This is a genomic window from Streptomyces capillispiralis, from assembly GCF_007829875.1.
GTDB classification, from domain to species: domain Bacteria; phylum Actinomycetota; class Actinomycetes; order Streptomycetales; family Streptomycetaceae; genus Streptomyces; species Streptomyces capillispiralis.
The window spans coordinates 2,285,985-2,303,273 of record NZ_VIWV01000001.1 but is presented as its reverse complement, the minus strand read 5'-3'; the positions used below and the strand labels follow the sequence as shown (position 1 = coordinate 2,303,273).

Here is a 17,289-nt window from a genome sequence, read left to right as displayed (position 1 = left end):
GCGCTCCACCCCTCCAATCCCCCCATGCCCGGAGGCCCTTGTGGACCGCCCCAGACCCTTCGCGCGCAGGCCCCTCGCCGCGCTGCTCACCGCCACCGCCCTCGCCGCGACCGGCACGACGGCGCTGGCGCCGGCCGCCCGCGCGGCCGACGCCGACCTCGCCCGCAACGGCGGCTTCGAAGCCGGCCTCGACGGCTGGAGCTGCACGGCCGGCGCGATCGTGAACGCACCGGTCCACAGCGGCACTTCGGCGCTGAAGGCCACCCCCTCCGGAGCCGACAACGCCCGCTGCTCGCAGACCGTCACCGTGAAACCGGACTCCCAGTACACGCTCTCCGGCCATGTACGCGGCGCCTACGTCCACCTCGGTGCGAGCGGCACCGGCACCACCGACGTCTCCACCTGGACCCAGTCCGCCCCCGACTGGCAGCAGCTCACCACCACCTTCCGCACCGGCCCCGCCACCACCCGCGTCACGATCCACACCCACGGCTGGTACGGCACCGGCGCCTACCACGCCGACGACATCTCCCTCACCGGTCCGGGCGGCGAGACCGGTCAGCCGCCCGCGCCGCCCACCGGGCTCACGGCCGGCACCGTCACCTCCACGAGCGTGGCCCTGTCCTGGTCACCGGTCGCGGGCGCCACCGGCTACGCCGTCTACCGCGACGGCATCAGGGTCAGGACGGTGACCGGCACCTCGGCCACCCTCACCGGACTGTCGCCCTCGACGGCGTACGCCTTCCAGGTCGCCGCCGTGAACGACGCGGGGGAGTCGGCCCGTTCGGCCACGGTGACCGCGACGACCACCGCCCCCGACTCCGGCGGCGGCGACTCCGGACTGCCGCCGCACGCCCTGGTCGGCTACCTCCACGCGACCTTCGCCAACGGCTCCGGCTACACCCGCCTCGCCGACGTCCCCGACAGCTGGGACGTCATCGACCTGGCCTTCGGCGAGCCCACCACGGCCACCTCCGGCGACATCCGCTTCGACCGCTGCCCCGCGTCCGAGTGCCCGGGCGTGGAGAGCGACGTTGAGTTCAAGGCGGCGATCAAGGCCAAGCAGGCGGCCGGGAAGAAGGTGCTGATCTCCATCGGCGGCGCCAACGGCCAGGTGCAGCTGACCACCGCGGCGGCCCGGGACACCTTCGTCTCCTCCGTCTCGAAGATCATCGACGAGTACGGACTCGACGGCCTGGACGTCGACTTCGAGGGCCACTCGCTCTCCCTGAACGCCGACGACACCGACTTCAGGAACCCGAAGACCCCGGTGATCGTCCACCTGATCTCCGCGCTGAAGACCCTCAAGGCCAAGTACGGCGACGACTTCGTGCTGACCATGGCCCCGGAGACCTTCTTCGTCCAGCTCGGTTACCAGTACTACGGCACCGGCAAGTGGGGCGGCCAGGACCCGAGGGCGGGCGCGTACCTCCCCGTGATCCACGCCCTGCGCGACGACCTGACCCTGCTGCACGTCCAGGACTACAACTCCGGCCCGATCATGGGCCTGGACAACCAGTACCACTCCATGGGCGGCGCCGACTTCCACATCGCCATGACCGACATGCTGCTCACCGGCTTCCCGGTCGCGGGCGACGCGAACAACGTCTTCCCGCCGCTGCGCGCCGACCAGATCGCCATCGGCATGCCGGCCACGACCCACGCGGGCAACGGCCACGTGCCCCCGGCCGAGGTCACCAAGGCCCTCGACTGCCTGACGAAGCGCACGAACTGCGGCTCGTACGCGACCCACGGGACCTGGCCCGCGCTGCGCGGGCTGATGACCTGGTCGATCAACTGGGACCGGTTCGGCGGCTGGGAGTTCCAGCGGACCTTCGACGGCTACTTCGGCTGACCAGCAGCCACAGACCGGTCAGCAGCACCGCGCCGAGGCACCAGCTGGCCGCCACGTCCAGCGGCCAGTGGTAGCCCCGGCGCACCAGCCCGTACGAGGCGCCGGCGACCAGGACGGCACAGACCCCGACGAGCGCGCGGCGGACCGCGGGCGAACGCAGCAGCGGAAGGAGGAGCAGCGCCGCCGCGCCGTACGCCACCACGGCGGTGGCGGTGTGCCCGGAGGGGTAGTAGCCGACCGCCGGCGGCACGGCCGGGGTGCCGGGCCGGTCGGTCCACTCCTTCAGCGGAGCGACCAGCACCGGCACCAGGACCATCGCCCCGGCCCCGGCGAGCGGCGGCAGCCACCAGCGGTCCAGTCCCCCGGCGCGGCCGTGCCACGCGGCACCGGCCAGCGCCGCCGCCAGGACGGGTAGGGCCACCTGGACGTTGCCCAGGTCGGCGAGGAGTTCGGAGGCCCGGTCCGGGTGGACCAGGGCCCGGCTCAGCCGCTCGTCGAGGTCCACCAGCGGACCGTCGGCGACGACCTGCCAGGTGATCAGCGCGAAGAGCAGGACGGGCGGTGCGAGCAGCAGCATGGTGCCCAGCTTCGCAGGTGGGGGGCCCGGCACACCGAAGGGCCGGCGCAAGGGGGGGTGTGCGTCGGCCCTTCGGGGAACGGCTTGCCGTCGAGGTGCCTGGGCGGCCGTCCCGACCGGAACGTCGCGCGCCCCGGGGGGTTTGGGGCGGGCGACCGTCCGATCGTGAGGAGACCCGAAGCCATCAGGCCCCGGTTTGTGTGCGCGAGGCACGACCAGGTCGAAGCTGGGGAGGCCCCGTCCTGAACCGCCCGCGGTTTCCCGCGGACGGGGTGTATCTCTCATCCGGGAAGAAACCTACGACAGGGGGTGGCCCCGCGACAGGGGCAACGGACTCCTGCCATCCACCTCGCACACGTTCTTCACACGCTCTGCCGCTCGCCGGTTCCGGGGCCCCGGCGGGCGGCTCACCTGCCCCGATGCCGGCTCAGATGCGCGCGAACGCCTGCTCGATGAGGTCCAGACCCTCGTTCAGCAGGTCGTCGCCGATGACCAGCGGCGGCAGGAAGCGCAGCACGTTGCCGTACGTGCCACAGGTCAGGACCAGCAGGCCCTCCTGGTGGCAGGCCTTCGCCAGGGCGGCGGTCGCCTCCGGGTGCGGCTCCTTGGTCGCGCGGTCCTTGACCAGCTCGATGGCGATCATCGCGCCACGGCCGCGGATGTCGCCGATGATGTCGAACTTCTCGGCCATGGCGGTGAGCCGGGCCTTCATGACCGCCTCGATGTTCTTCGCCCTGGCGTTGAGGTCGAGCTCCTTCATCGTCTCGATGGCGCCGAGCGCGCCGGCGCAGGCCACCGGGTTGCCGCCGTAGGTGCCGCCCAGACCGCCCGCGTGCGCGGCGTCCATGATCTCCGCGCGGCCGGTGACGGCGGCCAGCGGCAGACCGCCCGCGATGCCCTTCGCGGTGGTGATCAGGTCCGGGACGATGCCCTCGTCCTCGCAGGCGAACCACTGGCCGGTGCGGCAGAAGCCGGACTGGATCTCGTCGGCGACGAACACGATGCCGTTGTCCGAGGCGAACTCGCTGATCGCGGGCAGGAAGCCCTTGGCCGGCTCGATGAAGCCGCCCTCGCCGAGCACCGGCTCGATGATGATCGCGGCCACGTTCTCCGCCCCGACCTGCTTGGAGATCTGGTCGATGGCCTGCGCGGCGGCCTCCGGGCCGGCGTTCTCCGCACCCGTCGGCCAGCGGTAGCCGTAGGCGACCGGCACGCGGTACACCTCGGGCGCGAACGGACCGAAGCCGTGCTTGTACGGCATGTTCTTCGCGGTCAGCGCCATCGTCAGGTTGGTGCGGCCGTGGTAGCCGTGGTCGAAGACGACGACCGCCTGCCGCCCGGTGTACGCACGCGCGATCTTGACGGCGTTCTCGACGGCCTCGGCACCGCTGTTGAACAGCGCCGACTTCTTGGCGTGGTCGCCCGGCGTCAGCTCGGCGAGCGCCTCGGCGACGGCCACGTACCCCTCGTACGGCGTGACCATGAAGCAGGTGTGGGTGAAGTCGGCGAGCTGGGCGGTGGTCCGGCGGACGACGGCCTCGGCGGAGGCGCCGACGGAGGTCACGGCGATGCCCGAGCCGAAGTCGATCAGCCGGTTGCCGTCGACGTCCTCGATGATCCCGCCGCCCGCGCGGGCGGTGAACACCGGCAGCACGGAGCCCACGCCCCGCGCCACCGCGGCGGTGCGGCGGGCCTGCAGCTCCTGCGACTTCGGGCCGGGGATGGCGGTGACGACGCGGCGCTCCTGCGGAAGTGCGGTCATGCGGGGCTCCTGGGGGGTGTTTCGGACACGTGCGTTCTTTTCTCGCAGGCTAGGGCGGCGAGCGGAGGCTGGGCATGCTCCATGTGGGCGTTGTCCGGGGGCCCCGGTTGTCCGTGATGGACATAGCGGCGGTGACGCCTCGACGCCGGGGCGCCAACCGCGCGGTGGCCCGTCCCGGCCGCGTAAGCGGTGGACTCCGCCTGCCGGGGCGTTAGATTGACTCGCTGATGGCGGATGGAGCGGCTGCTCAGGGGGCAAGGGCGATGGACAGCGACGGGACCCAGGACGCGCGGGGCACGCGGGCGAACCCGGTGCCGCGCCCGGCGGGACCACCGGAGGTGCCGGCGGTGCCGCCGCGGCCGAGCAGGGCCCCGGGAGTACCACCGGTGCCGCAACGGGCCCCCGGCTCCCCGTCCGACGTCGCCGCCTGGCTCGACGCCGAGCGGCCGGACGCCCGCCCCGGGATCTGGCGGTACGGCCACCGCCCCAAGGAGATCCCGGAGCGCCTCGCCCCGGTGACGGTCGCCGGCATGCTGATCCCGCTGCTCCTGGCGCTCGGGGCGTGGTCGCTCTGGAGGAGCGGCGTCTTCCCGTACAAGATGTCCCTCATCCGGCTGTTCACGCCGAGCGACTGGTGGTTCCAGCTCTCGCTGGTGCCCAGGCCGGTGGACGGCTGGGAGGTGGGGCGCCCCGGACAGCACGCCCTGCTGCTCGCCGACGGCGTCTTCTTCGCCGCACTAGTCGTCGCGGTCGGCGTGCTGGGCAGCTGGCGCGCCATCGTCCGCCACTACATGAACCGCATGCCCCGGCCGGTGCAGGCACTGGCCGCCGCCGGCCTCGCCCTCGTCACCCTCGCCCTCGTGTTCCCCGAGGCCTTCCCGGGCGCCGGATGGCCGGCGGTGCCGGTCGTCGACCCGCTGCTCTCCCTGACCGTGCTGCTCGCGGACAGCTACGAGCCGATGGCCTCCCCCCTCTTCACGAACGCGCTGTACACGGCCATCACGCTGCTCGTGGTGTGGCCGTTCGCCCGCCTCGGCGGCTGGGTGCCGTACGCGCGGGAGCTGTTCGGCCCGCGCCGCGCGAGCACCGCCCCGAGCACGGCCGTCGTGCCCGACCGCCCCCGCTCCCAGTGGCCCGCCCTGCGCGACGCCGGCCAGCACGAGGCCGCCGAGCTGCTCACCGCCGAGGTCCGCGGCGGCCGGGTGAACGACGTCGACTGCGTCCGCGTCGAGCGCGCCTTCGCCGTCGCCCGGCGCGGTGCCGCGCTGGCCGCCTTCCGCGACACCGTGCTCAGCCAGGGCGGCGCGGCCTGGACGCACCCCTCCGGCGCCCGGGACCTGCCGCGCCGGACCGCCCGCCACGACCTCCTCGCCGGACAGGTGCGCATCGGCCGCTGGGTGGCGGCCGAGCGCGCCCCGCAGCCGTACCACGACGCCGGGGCGGCCCTCGGCCCGGACGTGCTCGGCACCTCGCTGCTCGCCATCGGCCCCTCCGGGTCCGGCAAGACCCGCACCCTCGTCGAGCCGGTGACCGAGGCGCTCGCGCTGCGGGCCCTCACCGGGCACTGTGCCGTCGTCGCCGTCTCCGCCCCCGGCAGCCCGCTCGGCGCGGACGACGCCTTCGACGTGATCGTGCGCATTGGTGATCCGTCCTCGGTGCACGACCTCGACCCGTACGCCGAGTCCGACGATCCGGACGAGGCGGCCGCCGTCCTCGCCGAAGCCCTGGTGGGCGACCTCGACACGGTCGGCACACAGAGCGCCGCCACCGCGCTGGCGCAGCTGCTCGGCCCCTTCCGCGCGGTGCACGGCCGCTTCCCCACCCTGCCGGAGCTGCGGGAGCTGCTGGAGGGCGAGGAGCGGGCGCTGACCGCGCTGCGGGAGGCGCTCGCCGCGGGCGGCAACGAAATCATGCGGCGCGAACTGGACGCGCGCCTGCGGCAGACCGGCACCCCGGGCGACGCGGGCCGGCCCCTGGCCGACCGCCTGGCCCTGCTGAACCGGCCGGTGTTCGCGGACTTCTTCGGCGGGGGCGGTCCCGGCCGGCCGTTCTCCCTGCGAGCGATCGCCCACCACCCCCTGCGGGTGCGGATCGACCTGCCCGAGCGCGGCCACGAGGAGGCCGGCCGGCTGATCACCCGGCTGGTCCTCGCACAGTTCCACGCCGTCGTCCGGGAGGGCCGGCGCGCGCACTTCGCCTGTCTGGTCCTGGACGACGCGACGGGCACGGTCACCGCCGAGTCGGTGCGCCGCGTCCAGCGGCTGCGCTCGCAGAACGCGGGCGTGCTGCTCTCCCTGCGCACCATCGGCGACGTCCCCGAGGCGCTGCACGGCCCGCTCTACGGGGCGGTGGGCTGCCGGATGGCGTTCAGCGGCGTCACGACCTGGGACGGCAGCCGGTTCGCGCAAACCTGGGGCACCGAGTGGGTGGAGACGACGGAGGTCGCCAAACACACGGTCTTCGCCGACCAGCCGATGACCCGGGCCATCCACGCGCTGCGCAGGCGGCTGACGGGCAAGGCGGTCACCACGGACGCGGTCACCGTGCGGCAGGTCGAGCGGGAGCGGTGGTCGGCGTCGCAACTGGCGCACGAGGTGCCGCCGGGGCACGCGGTGCTGTCCCTGACGACGGTCGAGGGCGAGCACGCGCCGCCGCTGCTGGTGGACCTGCGGGACTGAGCGGCGACCTGCGGGACTGGGCGGCGGACCTGCGGGACTGAGGGGTGGGTCCGCGGGACGGGGGTGGGCCGGGCATCGCGGACATACGGTGACGCGGTGACCGTACGGTGAGGCAGAATCGACACGGGTCGTTCATACGCGGCGGCCAAAAGATCACCATGATCGCGGAACGCCCACCCCCCCTCCCGACGCTCACCGACCTGAAGGTCCGATGCCCCCGACGCTCGCCTCGCTCGTCCACCACTCCGCGCTCAAGCTGACCGTGCGCGCGGGCGAGGACCGCCTCGACGTGCCCGTCCGCTGGGCGCACGCCAGTGAGCTGGCCGACCCCGTGCCCTACATGGAGGGCGGGGAACTGCTGCTGATCACCGCGCTCAAGCTCGACGCGGAGGACCGGGAGGCGATGCGCCGCTATGTGAAGCGGCTGGCGGGCGCCGGAGTCGTTGGCCTCGGGTTCGCCGTCGGCGTCCACTACGACGACATCCCCGACGCCCTCGTCGACGCCGCCCGCGAGGAGGGGCTGCCCCTGCTGGAGGTGCCGCGCCGCACCCCGTTCCTCGCCATCAGCAAGGCCGTGTCCGCGGCCATCGCCGCCGACCAGTACCGGGCGGTGACCGCGGGCTTCGCCGCGCAGCGGGAACTCACCCGGCAGGCGCTCAGCGACGGCCCGGAGGGACTGCTGACCGCGCTCGCCGCCCAGGTCGACGGGTGGGCCGCGCTCTACGACGCCTCGGGCGCCGTCGTCGCCACGGCACCGGAGTGGGCGGTCCGGCGCGCCGCGCGGCTCACCCCGGACGTGACCCGGCTGCGGGACCGGCCCGCGCCCGCCTCCTCGGTCGTGGCCGGACCGGAGAACGAGGACCGGGTCGAACTGCACTCGCTGGGCACCGGCCGGCGCCCCCGCGGGGCGCTCGCCGTCGGCACGGCGGCCACCCTCGGCACCGCCGAGCGGTACGCCGTCCACTCCGCCGTCGCCCTGCTCACCCTGACCACGGAACGCTCCCGCTCGCTGCACGCGGCCGAGCAGCGCATCGGCGCCGCCGTGCTGGCCATGCTGCTCGCCGGGGAGCCGGACCACGCCCGCGCGGTGGCCGGGGACCTGTACGGGGACCTCCTCGACGCGCCCTTCCGGATCATCGTCGCCGTCGGGGACGAGGCGCACGGGGACGCTCTCGCGGCCCTCGCCGAGGTCGCGGAGTCCGCCGCCGCCCGCTCCGGCGAGGCCGTCCTGGCCGTGCCGGAGGGGGAGGACCGCCTGGTCGTCCTGGCCGCCGACGGAGGTGCCGTCCTGGCCGCGTGCCGCGACCACGCCGCCGCGCGGGAGGCGGTCCGCAAGTCCGACGAGGACGACCTGGTCGTCGGGCTGTCCGCCCCGGCCGGTCCGATCGCCGCGTCCGCCGCCTACAAGCAGGCCGAGCAGGCCCTGTCGGTGGCCCGGCGGCGCGGGCGGGTGCTGGTGGAGCACGAGCGGATGGCCGCCGGCTCCGTCCTGCCGCTGCTCGCCGACGACGCGGTGCGGGCGTTCGCCGACGGGCTGCTGCGCGCCCTGCACGATCACGACGCGACCGGCCGCGGCGACCTCGTGGCCTCCCTGCGGGCCTGGCTCTCCCGCCACGGCCAGTGGGACGCCGCGGCGGCCGACCTCGGCGTCCACCGCCACACCCTGCGCTACCGCATGCGCCGGGTCGAGGAGATCCTCGGCCGCTCCCTGGACGACCCGGACGTCCGCATGGAGCTGTGGCTGGCCCTGAAGGCGACCTCACCGGAGTGACACCCGGCCCGTCCGGGGCCGACAGGGACCAAGGGGCGGCGGCGTCGGCGAGAGCCCCGCCCCCACCCCGCCAATCCGTCGAACCGGCCCACCCCACCACTACGACTCGGCCAAACTCCACCGGCGCCGCCCCGCCCTACCGTGGACCCCAGCACCCCACGTACACCCACCCCAACGCGGAAGGGCCGGGACTCCACATGACTTCCACCCACGCCTTCTGGCTCGCCGGCCGCCAGGCCACCGGCGAGGCCGCCTTCGACGTCACCTCCCCCTGGGACGGCCGGGTCGTCGGCACCGTGAGCGTCCCGACCGACGCCCAGATCGAAGAGGCCGTCTCCGCCGCGCACGCCGTCCGCGACGAGTTCGCCGCCACCCCCGCCCACGTCCGCGCCGCCGCGCTGGACCACGTCGGCCGGCGGCTCGCCGAGCGCACCGAGGAGATCGCCCGGCTGATCTCCGCCGAGAACGGCAAGCCGGTGAAGTGGGCCCGCGGCGAGGTCGGCCGCGCCGTCTCCGTGTTCCGCTTCGCGTCCGAGGAGGCCCGCCGCTTCAACGGCGGCGAGGCGCAGCGGCTCGACACCGACGCGGGCGGCCAGGGCCGGCTCGCCGTCACCCGCCGCTTTCCGAAGGGCGTCGTGCTCGGCATCGCGCCGTTCAACTTCCCGCTGAACCTGTGCGCGCACAAGATCGCCCCCGCGATCGCCGCCGGTGTCCCGATCATCCTGAAGCCGGCGCCGGCCACCCCGCTGTCCGGGCTGCTCCTCGGTGAACTGCTCGCCGAGACCGAGCTGCCCGCCGGCGCCTGGAGCGTCCTGCCGGTCCCCAACGACCGCATGCCCGCGCTCGTCCAGGACGAGCGGCTGCCGGTGATCTCCTTCACCGGCTCCGAGCAGGTCGGCTACGCGATCATGGACTCGGTGCCGCGCAAGCACTGCACCCTGGAACTGGGCGGCAACGGCGCGGCCGTCGTCCTCGCCGACTGGGCGAGCGACGAGGACCTGGACCGGGCCGCGCAGCGCATCGCGACCTTCTCCAACTACCAGGGCGGCCAGTCCTGCATCTCCGTGCAGCGCGTGATCGCCGACGCCTCGGTGTACGACCGGCTGCTGCCGCGCATCGTGGCCGCCGTCGAGGCGCAGGTCACCGGCGACCCCGCTGACGACGCCACCGATGTCGGCCCGCTGGTCAGCGAGGCCGCCGCGCAGCGCGTCGAGGCGTGGGTGCGGGAGGCCGTCGACGCCGGTGCCACCCTGCTCACCGGCGGCAAGCGCGACGGCGCCTCCTACGCGCCGACCGTCCTCACCGACGTACCGGCCGATGCGACGATCTCCCGCGAGGAGGTCTTCGGGCCGGTGCTGACGGTGCAGAAGGCGGACGGCGAGGCCGCGGCCTTCGCCGCCGTCAACGACTCCAAGTACGGCCTCCAGGCGGGTGTGTTCACGCACGACCTGCGGACCGCCTTCCGGGCCCACCGCGCCCTGGAGGTCGGCGGCGTGATCATCGGCGACGTGCCCTCGTACCGCGCCGACCAGATGCCGTACGGCGGTGCCAAGCAGTCCGGTGTGGGCCGCGAGGGCGTCCGGTTCGCGATGGAGGACTACACCTACGAGCGTGTGATGGTCCTCACCGGCCTCGACCTCTAGTTCATGGGAACCGTTTTCATCTAGGCTCCCGGAAGGGGTCCGGCACCGATGCCTTCCGGTGCCGGGCCCCTTCCTCGTGCCGGCCGCGTCCGGACCCTCAACCGGAGAAGCCGGCCCGCGCGACCCGCAGCGGGCCGCGCAGCCGCAGGCGCACGTCGTGCACGCCGGCCACGGCGGCGGTGACGGGCGCGGTGAGCGTGACGTAGTCGTACGGGCCGGGCGTGGGTTCCCGCGGCGACAGCAGGGCGAACGCCGGGCCGCCGTCCAGGGACAGCTCGACCGCGCCCCCGCCGGACACCGCCACGCTCACCTCGCGCACACCGCCGCCGAAGTCGCAGCGCCGGAAGAGGAGTTCGCCGTCCTTCCCGGCCACGGCGGTGACCGCGTCACCCGCCTCCCTGGTCAGGTCGACGATCTCGGTGCCGCTCTGCTCGTCGAAGTCGACGGCGGCCAGGCCGCGTTCCAGCACGGGGCGCGGGACGGTGGGCTCACCGTCCAGCGTGACGGTGACCCGCAGCCGTACGTCCTCGCTGGAGGCGCCCGCCAGCAGCTCGTACGGTCCCGGCTCCACGCGCCACCGGCCGGCCGCGACGTCCCAGAACGCGAACGCGGACAGCGGGAGTTCGAAGGACAGCCCGGTGCTCTCCCCGGGCGCCAGCGTCACCCGCCGGTGCGCCAGCAGCTCGCGGCGCGGACGCGGGACCGAGGGGTCGACGGCCCGGGCGTAGAGCTGGGGCACCTCGTCCGCGGTGACCGCGCCGGTGTTGGTGACGGTGAAGGCGACGCGCACCGCCGAGCCGGCGACCCGGGCCGTCAGCTCCCCGTAGGAGAAGGACGCGTAGGACCGGCCGTGCCCGAACGGGAACAGTGGTGTGCCCTCGAAGTACAGGTAGGTCTGGCGGCCGCCGATCACGTCGTAGTCGAGGAGGCCGGGCAGGTCGGCGTCGTCGGCGTACCAGGTCTGCGGCAGCCGCCCGGCGGGGGAGACGTCGCCGGCGAGCACCCGGGCCAGGGCGGTGCCCGTGGCCTGTCCGCCGTGCGCGGTCCAGAGCATCGCCGGCAGGTCCGCCGGATCCACCGCGTAGGGATAGGCGGAGACCAGCACCAGCACCGTGTCCGGGTTGGCGGCGCGGGCCGCGCGCAGCAGCAGCTCCTGCTGGGCGGGCAGCCGCAGCGTTGTACGGTCCTCGGTCTCCCGCCCGTTGATGTGCGGGTCGTTGCCCGCGACCACCACGACCACGTCGGCCCGGCCCGCGGCGCGGGTCACCGCGTCCTCCCCGCGCTCGGCGACGACCAGCTCGAAGACCTCGGGATCCCCCTCGGCAACCTTCACGCCGTCGGCGGCTACCTGCACATGGCGTCCCGTTCCCACGTGCCTGAGGAGGTGACCGTCCCCGTGCGGTTCCAGCCGGAACGTCTCCTGCACGATCCAGCCGCCCGGCTGGTCGGCGGAGGCGCGGACGTAGCCGTCCTCGGCGACCGAGAGGTAGCGGCCGTCGGGAGCCCGCAGGGTGAGCACGCCCTCGCCCCAGTCGGCCAGGGCCAGTTCGGTGCCGGCCGCCCCGGCGGTCAGCGGCGGCAGGTCGGTGCGGCCCGCGACCAGCGCCGGGTCGAGGGCGCCCTCGGTGCCGCGTGCCGCCCCGGGGGTGTCGGGCGCGGGCGGCACGTGCAGGAACGTACCGGCGGAGGTCTTGAGCAGCACGCGGTCCACACCCTCCGCGAACTCCACGCGCTCGGCGCCGAAGCGCTCGCGGAGACCCTCCAGCGGGGTGGAGCGGTGGAGGAGGCTGCCGCTGTACCAGTCGAGCTTGCACTCGTCGGCGAGCAGTCCGACGACCGCGACGCGGGTGCCCGGGGCGAGCGGCAGCAGGTCGTCGTTCTTGAGCAGGACGACCGCCTGCTCGGCGGCCTCCTGCGCGAGCGCCCGGTGCTCCGGGGTGTCGAAGTCCCGTTCCCCCGCGTACGGGTCCGCGCCCGGGTCGAACTCGCCGAGCCGGAAGCGCACCGAGAGCTGGCGGCGGACGGCCGTGTCGATGTCGGCCTCCGTCAGCAGCCCCTGCTCGAAGGCCCCCCTGACGCGGGCGACGATCTTCGAGCTGTCCGTGCCGTGGTCGGTGAAGCTGTCGACACCGGCGCGCAGGGCGGCCGCGGTGGCCTCCTCGTGCGTGGCGAAGTAGTGCTCGGAGTCGACCAGGTTGGACGGCGCGCCGGCGTCCGAGCAGACCAGCAGGTCCTGTTCGGTCCAGGTGCGCAACTGCTCCCGCAGATGGGGCGAGACGTGGTTCGGGCGGCCGTTGACCAGGTTGTACGCCGGCATCACCCCGGCCGTGGCGCCCGCCTCGACGGTGTCGCGGAAGGCGCGCAGGTCGTACTCGTGCAGCACGCGCGGGCGGACCGAGCTGGAGGAGGTGTCGCGGTCCGTCTCGTTGTTGTGCGCCAGCCAGTGCTTGAGGACGGGCGCGGTGCGCCAGTACACGGGGTGGTCGCCGCGCAGACCGCGGGTGTAGGCGGTGGCGATCGCCGAGGTGAGCCCGGGGTCCTCCGAGTAGCCCTCCTCGTTGCGCCCCCACAGCGGGTGGCGCAGCAGGTTCACGGTCGGGGACCAGACGTTGAGGCCGACGCGCTCGTCCCGGGCGCGCATCGCCCGGGCCTCCCGCGACACCGCCTCGCCCACCCGGCGCACCAGCTCCGGGTTCCAGGTCGCGCCGAGGCCGACGGCCTGGGGGAACACCGTCGCCGGGCCCATCCAGGCGACGCCGTGCAGGGCCTCCTGGCCGGTGCGGAAGGCGGCGACGCCCAGACGCTCCACGGCCGGCGCGAACTGGTGCAGAAATCCGATCTTCTCGTCGAGGGTGAGCCGCGACAGAAGGTCGTCGATGCGCTTCGCGAACGGCAGGTCCGGATCGCGGAAAGGCGGCGTAGGCGGCGTTTGTGCGGTCACGTGGGGTTCCCCTCGGGATGGAGCGACGAGGCGCTTTCGAAGCGCTTCGATGCTCATTCGGGGCGGGGGTGGGTGTCAAGGGAGGGGAGCGCATCGGATCGGTCACCGCCGACCGCACGTCAGGTGGCGTGCCCGCCCGGGACCGCGCAGACATCCGAGGAATCTCGGATCCGACTCTTGTGTGCCCCTGGGTGTTCACTTAACCTCGCAGCAACATCGAAGCGCTTCGACTGCGAGGCCCGCTCCCGCGGCACCCCCTCCGCCGAACCACCGCTTCGGCTCAGCCAGTTCCACTGAAGACACCGCAGCCGACGGCCACCGCCGGGTGTCCTGGTGCGCCATGAAGGGTTGACGCAATGACGCCGAACGCCGCCTCCCACTCCTCCGGGCCGAGCCGGAGAAGCTTCCTCGCCTCCACGGCGGTCGCCACCGCGGCGGTGGCGGGAGGGATGCCGCTGCTCGCCGCGTGCGGTGGGTCGGACGGAGGCTCGCGGGACGGCACCACGTCGGGCAAGGACGCCAAGAAGCTGCTGCCGGCGTACGTGGCGAGCAACGTCGTCACGCCCGACATCCCCAGCAAGAACGGTTCCGCGGTCGGCTTCACGAGCAAGCTCGACCTGGCGGACCTGAAGACGTCGGTGCCCGAGAAGCTCGGCAAGGGCAGCAAGGTCACCGTCATGTCGCCGTTCTGGGGCTCCCCACCCAAGGACGGCAACGCCTACTACAGGGCGATGAACGACCTCATCGGCGTGGACGTGGTCTGGCAGAACCAGGACGGCAACACCTACGACCAGAAGCTCGGCGCGGTCCTCGCCTCCAGCAACGTGCCCGACGTGGTCGTCGTGCCCGGCTGGAACATGACGGGCAAGATACCCAGCGCCATCATCGGCAAGTTCGCCGACCTCGGCCCGTACCTGTCCGGCGACGCGGTCAAGGACTACCCGAACCTCGCGGCCATCCCCACCGACGCCTGGCAGCGGTCCATCTTCGGCGGCGAACTGCGCGGCCTGCCCATGCCGTCCTCCTACGTCACCGGCATCGTGCCGCTGTACCGCCAGGACGTCTTCGAGAAGGAGGGCTACGAAGTCCCCCGCTCGTGCGACGAGTTCCTGGCGCTGGCCAAGGACGCCACCAACGCCAAGGCCAAGCGCTGGGCCTGCCTCGACATGAAGTGGACCGCCTTCAACGCCTTCGGCGTGCTCTCCGGCGAGGAGAAGTCGCTCGGCTGGAACGAGGTCGACGGCAAGCTGGTCTACCGCATCGAGACCGAGGAGTACCTCGAGGCCCTGGAGTGGACGCGCAAGCTGTTCGCCGCCGGGGTCGTGCACCCCGACGCCAGACTGGGCAAGAGCAACGCCACCGACCCCGGCCCCAAGTTCGCGGCCGGCGAGTTCCTGATCTACAACCAGGACTCCTCGCAGTGGTGGAGCCGCACCGCCGAACAGGTCACCCAGAACCCGGAGTTCAAGATCTGGGGCATGGACGTCTTCGGCCACGACGGCGGCGACCCCACCCTGTGGGCCAAGAACCCGGCCGGCATCTTCGCCTTCGTCAACAAGAAGGCGTCGGAGGCCGTCATCCGTGACGTGCTGGCCGTCGCCAACGTCACCGCCGCGCCGTACGGCACCAAGGAGTACATGGCCACCAACTACGGCGTGGAGGGCACCCACTACACCGTCGAGGACGGCGTGCCCACCAAGACCGACCAGGGCAACATCGACGTGATGAACGCCTACGTGATGGTCGCGAGCCCCGCCCCGACCATCGCCCACCCCGACTACCCCGAGGTCGCCCGGGGCCAGGTGGAATGGCAGCAGCGGATGGGCGGCTTCACCAGGAAGTCGGCCTTCTACGGCATGCAGATCACCGAGCCCGCCCGCTACACCAACCTCTCCAACGACTTCGAGCAGCTGGAGGACGACATCGTCCGGGGCCGCAAGAAGATCGCCGACATGCAGCAGGCCGTCGCCGACTGGAAGAGCAAGGGCGGCGACGAACTGCGCGACTGGTACCGGAAGATCCTCGACGAGAACGGTCCGGCGGCCGGCTGACCGGGCACCGAGGCAAGGAGAACGGCCGTGTCCCACAGCACGGTGCCTCGGACCGACACCGAGGCCGAAGCGAAGGAGAACCCCCCGGCCGCGCACGGCGCCGCCGGGGCCCCGAGGAAACGACGCGCCGGGAAACTCGGCCTGCGGGCGCGGTTCCGACGCGACCGCGTCCTGCTGCTGATGACGCTGCCGGCCGTGCTGCTGGTGCTGGTCTTCAACTACGTGCCGATCCTCGGCAACGTCGTCGCGTTCCAGGAGTACGACCCCTACATCAGCGACAACGGCGTCGTCTCCATCCTGCACAGCCCCTGGGTGGGCCTGGAGAACTTCCAGCGGATCTTCGAGGACTCCGCGTTCTGGAACGCGGTGCGGAACACACTGGTGCTGTTCTTCCTCCAGCTGGTGCTGTACTTCCCGATCCCCATCCTGCTCGCGCTGCTCATCAACAGCGTGGTCAGGCCCCGCGTGCGGGCGATCGCGCAGGCCGTGCTCTACCTGCCGCACTTCTTCTCGTGGGTGCTGGTCATCGCCGTCTTCCAGCAGCTCTTCGGCGGCGCGGGGATCCTGTCGCAGCTGCTGCGCGCGCACGGCTACGACGGCCTCGACATCATGACCGACCCCGGGACCTTCAAGTTCCTGGTCACCGCGGAGAGCGTCTGGAAGGACGCGGGCTGGGGCATCATCGTCTTCCTCGCCGCCCTCGCCTCGGTCAGCCCCGACCTGTACGAGGCCGCCGCGATGGACGGCGCCGGACGCTGGCGCCGGATGTGGCACGTCACGCTGCCCGCGCTGCGCCCGGTGATCGCCCTGCTGCTGGTGCTGCGGGTCGGCGACGCGCTCACCGTCGGCTTCGAGCAGATCCTGCTGCAACGCGACGCCGTGGGACCGGGCGCCGCCGAGGTGCTGGACACCTTCGTGTGGTGGAACGGCGTACGCAACCAGGACTTCGGTTACGCCGCCGCGGCGGGACTGGTCAAGGGCGTCATCAGCCTCGGCCTGGTCCTGGCGGCGAACAAGGTGGCCCATCTCATGGGCGAGCAGGGGGTGTACAAGAAGTGACCGCCGTCATCGACGAACCCGCGCGCACCTCCGGCCGGTGGGCGGCCCCGCCCCGGCCGGCGTGGGAGGAACCGCCCGGCCGGGCCGGACTGGCCGGCAAGGGACTGGTGCTGTTCCTCGCCTGCCTGGCGATCCTCTTCCCGCTCTGGATCGTCGTCGTCACCAGCCTGTCCTCACGCCGGGCCATCGACGAGGCCGGCGGGCTGGTGGTGATCCCCAAGAGCATCACCTTCGTCGCCTACCAGGAACTGCTCAGCGGCGGCCAGGTCACCCGCGCCGCGGTCATCAGCGTCCTGGTCACGGCCGTCGGCACGCTGTTCTCCATGGCGGTGTCCGTGCTGTGCGCCTACGGCCTGTCCCGCAGCGGCTCCCTCGGCCACCGCTGGATCCTGATGCTGCTGCTGGCCACCATGTTCTTCAGCGCCGGGCTCATCCCCACCTACCTGCTGGTGCAGTCGCTCGGCCTGACGGACAGCTACCTGGCGCTGATCCTGCCCAGCGCGATCAGCGTCTTCAACATCCTGGTCCTGCGCGGGTTCTTCATGAACATCTCGCAGGAACTGATCGACAGCGCCCGCATCGACGGGGCCGGCGACGTGCGGATCCTGTGGCAGATCGTCATGCCGCTGTCCCGCGCGGTGATCGCGGTGATCACGCTCTTCTACGCCGTCGGGTACTGGAGCGCCTGGTTCAACGCGTCCCTGTACCTGAACGACCAGGACATGCTGCCGCTGCAGAACGTCATGATCCAGCTGGTGCAGAAGCAGGAGGCCCCGGTCGGGCTCGGCCAGGCGATCAAGACGGGGGAGCTGTCGGGGCTGGCCGTGCAGATGGCCGTCATGGTGATGGCGCTGCTGCCGGTGGCCGTGCTGTCGCCGTTCGTCCAGAAGCACTTCAAGAAGGGCATGCTCACCGGCGCGGTGAAGGGCTGACGCCCCGTGCGGCGGGGGAA

10 protein-coding genes are annotated in these 17,289 nt (G+C 72.9%); 7 read left to right on the top strand and 3 right to left on the bottom strand.

The window, feature by feature from the left end:
- Window positions 1-40: 40 nt before the first annotated feature.
- Window positions 41-1,855, top strand: coding sequence for a chitinase (locus FHX78_RS09255; protein ID WP_167531724.1), 1,815 nt, complete (start codon window positions 41-43; stop codon window positions 1,853-1,855).
- On the opposite strand, the gene FHX78_RS09250 is transcribed toward FHX78_RS09255, so the two are convergent.
- Together FHX78_RS09250 and gabT are read right to left on the bottom strand one after the other, a co-directional pair.
- Window positions 1,794-2,432, bottom strand: coding sequence for a phosphatase PAP2 family protein (locus tag FHX78_RS09250; protein ID WP_145866975.1), 639 nt, complete (start codon window positions 2,430-2,432; stop codon window positions 1,794-1,796). The two genes, FHX78_RS09255 and FHX78_RS09250, sit on opposite strands and share 62 nt — an antisense overlap.
- Window positions 2,433-2,859: 427 nt before the next feature.
- Window positions 2,860-4,194 carry a 4-aminobutyrate--2-oxoglutarate transaminase gene (gene gabT / locus FHX78_RS09245; RefSeq protein ID WP_145866974.1) on the bottom strand — a complete coding sequence of 445 codons (1,335 nt, stop codon included), beginning with the start codon at window positions 4,192-4,194 and terminating at the stop codon, window positions 2,860-2,862.
- A gap of 263 nt (window positions 4,195-4,457) precedes the next feature.
- On the opposite strand from gabT, the gene FHX78_RS09240 reads away from it, so the two are divergent.
- From FHX78_RS09240 to FHX78_RS09230, 3 genes are all read left to right on the top strand, one after another.
- A complete protein-coding gene (locus tag FHX78_RS09240; protein ID WP_145866973.1) occupies window positions 4,458-6,872 on the top strand; it encodes an ATP/GTP-binding protein in 2,415 nt (804 codons plus the stop codon).
- Between the two features lie 211 nt (window positions 6,873-7,083).
- Window positions 7,084-8,643 (top strand): PucR family transcriptional regulator, encoded by a 1,560-nt coding sequence (locus FHX78_RS09235; RefSeq protein WP_145866972.1) that lies wholly within the window; start codon window positions 7,084-7,086, stop codon window positions 8,641-8,643.
- 197 nt (window positions 8,644-8,840) lie between these two features.
- On the top strand, window positions 8,841-10,286 hold the full coding sequence (locus tag FHX78_RS09230) for an aldehyde dehydrogenase family protein (RefSeq protein WP_145866971.1): 1,446 nt from the start codon (window positions 8,841-8,843) through the stop codon (window positions 10,284-10,286).
- A 97-nt stretch (window positions 10,287-10,383) separates the two neighbouring features.
- Here FHX78_RS09230 and FHX78_RS09225 read toward each other — a convergent pair whose 3' ends face one another.
- The gene (locus FHX78_RS09225; protein WP_167531723.1) at window positions 10,384-13,227 is read right to left on the bottom strand and encodes a glycoside hydrolase family 3 C-terminal domain-containing protein; all 2,844 of its coding nucleotides are present in this window, start codon (window positions 13,225-13,227) and stop codon (window positions 10,384-10,386) included.
- Between the two features lie 356 nt (window positions 13,228-13,583).
- Between FHX78_RS09225 and FHX78_RS09220 the strand changes: the two genes are divergently transcribed.
- Genes FHX78_RS09220 through FHX78_RS09210 form a run of 3 tightly spaced genes read left to right on the top strand, consistent with a single transcriptional unit; the run spans window position 13,584 to window position 17,269 of the window.
- Window positions 13,584-15,278, top strand: a complete 1,695-nt coding sequence (locus FHX78_RS09220; RefSeq protein ID WP_145866969.1) for an extracellular solute-binding protein — start codon at window positions 13,584-13,586, stop codon at window positions 15,276-15,278.
- Between the two features lie 27 nt (window positions 15,279-15,305).
- A complete protein-coding gene (locus FHX78_RS09215) occupies window positions 15,306-16,337 on the top strand; it encodes an ABC transporter permease (RefSeq protein ID WP_145866968.1) in 1,032 nt (343 codons plus the stop codon).
- Window positions 16,334-17,269, top strand: coding sequence for a carbohydrate ABC transporter permease (locus FHX78_RS09210; protein ID WP_145866967.1), 936 nt, complete (start codon window positions 16,334-16,336; stop codon window positions 17,267-17,269). Before FHX78_RS09215 ends, FHX78_RS09210 begins: the two co-directional genes overlap by 4 nt.
- The last annotated feature ends 20 nt before the right edge of the window (window positions 17,270-17,289 follow it).

Excerpts from the sequence above, each read along its gene's own strand:
- FHX78_RS09240 (WP_145866973.1), top strand. The coding sequence starts at position 4,458 with ATGGACAGCGACGGGACCCAGGACGCGCGGGGCACGCGGGCGAACCCG.
- gabT (WP_145866974.1), bottom strand. The coding sequence starts at position 4,194 with ATGACCGCACTTCCGCAGGAGCGCCGCGTCGTCACCGCCATCCCCGGC.
- FHX78_RS09235 (WP_145866972.1), top strand. The coding sequence starts at position 7,084 with ATGCCCCCGACGCTCGCCTCGCTCGTCCACCACTCCGCGCTCAAGCTG.
- FHX78_RS09220 (WP_145866969.1), top strand. The coding sequence starts at position 13,584 with ATGACGCCGAACGCCGCCTCCCACTCCTCCGGGCCGAGCCGGAGAAGC.
- FHX78_RS09250 (WP_145866975.1), bottom strand. The coding sequence starts at position 2,432 with ATGCTGCTGCTCGCACCGCCCGTCCTGCTCTTCGCGCTGATCACCTGG.
- FHX78_RS09230 (WP_145866971.1), top strand. The coding sequence starts at position 8,841 with ATGACTTCCACCCACGCCTTCTGGCTCGCCGGCCGCCAGGCCACCGGC.